Genomic DNA, 1,087 nt, shown 5'->3' with positions numbered 1-1,087 from the left:
CTTTGTCGGGCTTGGGATAGTTCAAGCTGAACCTTAATAACGAAAAATATAATTTAGATATTTGATTCTTGTTTGAATCAAGAGAACTATTAATGAGTAAATTCAATTTATTTGGCCGCTTATCGGCCTCACCAACCAAACCAAAGGCACACTCCAAAGCTAAGTCTTTCGATGTTTCAGATTTGTATGATGGGCCTTTTGGTTCAGGTGAAAGTGACGCTCAAGAAACTAGCACGGGACTAGATGAAAAGCTTAGGCAGGCTTACTTTTGGATCGTTAATAACGCGATAATCAGTCCTCACTATGATATCGAATATAATGATCAGTCTCCGCAACAGTTTAGGGCGGGAGACAGTCACAGTACGCTAAACCTCCCAACTGAACAGTCTTACTCAAGCTTTATCTTATTGCCACTCCTCACGTTCGCTACTCAAAGTAAATGCCTTTTCATTGGCGGACCAGGCCGGGGTAAAACGGCTAGTGCAATCTTGATGGGTATCATGGGCGGTTATACGACAAAAGAAGTTAAACGAGCCATGCAACATGGCCATCCGCAGATGACAGTGGCTGATTTGCTGGGTAATCCCTTGCCATCGGATCTGGCCTCGGCCGAAGCGATCGAAGACATCCGCATATCGTGGCGGAAATGGCTTGGAATGCGCGTAAAAATAGTCGATGAATACAACCGTATCCCTACACGAACGCAAAGCGCTTTGCTGACTGTGATGGGAGACAACTACGCAGAACTCTACAACCAGGTCTTTGAATGTCCTGATGCGGCCTGGTATTTAACTGCAAATGATGATCAGGGTGGCGGAACCTACCAGGTGATCGAAGCCTTAAAAGATCGTATTGATGTCGTTGTCCAAGCTTTGTCATTTAACCCTAGATTTCTGAATCAGTTGCTTCTACGTATTGAAGAAGGTGTAAAGCCAGAAGATATGGTTCCACCTCAGATCATTTTCACCGAAGATGAGATCTCAGACATGTCGCTAGCGATACGCAATATCACAGTACCTGCAGGGATTCGGCGCAGAATAGAGTTCTTTACGAGTCACTTTGAGTATTCGGAGTATTCTGCCTCTCA

At 44.6% G+C, this 1,087-nt stretch carries 1 protein-coding gene; it reads left to right on the top strand.

Translation table 11 applies throughout. From position 1 onward, the window contains the following. Positions 1 to 92: 92 nt before the first annotated feature. Positions 93 to 1,087: AAA family ATPase (locus tag A3729_RS24850; protein ID WP_197476054.1), on the top strand; the 995-nt coding region annotated here is incomplete at its 3' end.

This window comes from Oleiphilus sp. HI0043, assembly GCF_001634935.1.
The sequence above is the reverse complement of the archived record's forward strand: the minus strand, read 5'-3'. Positions and strand labels throughout refer to the sequence as shown.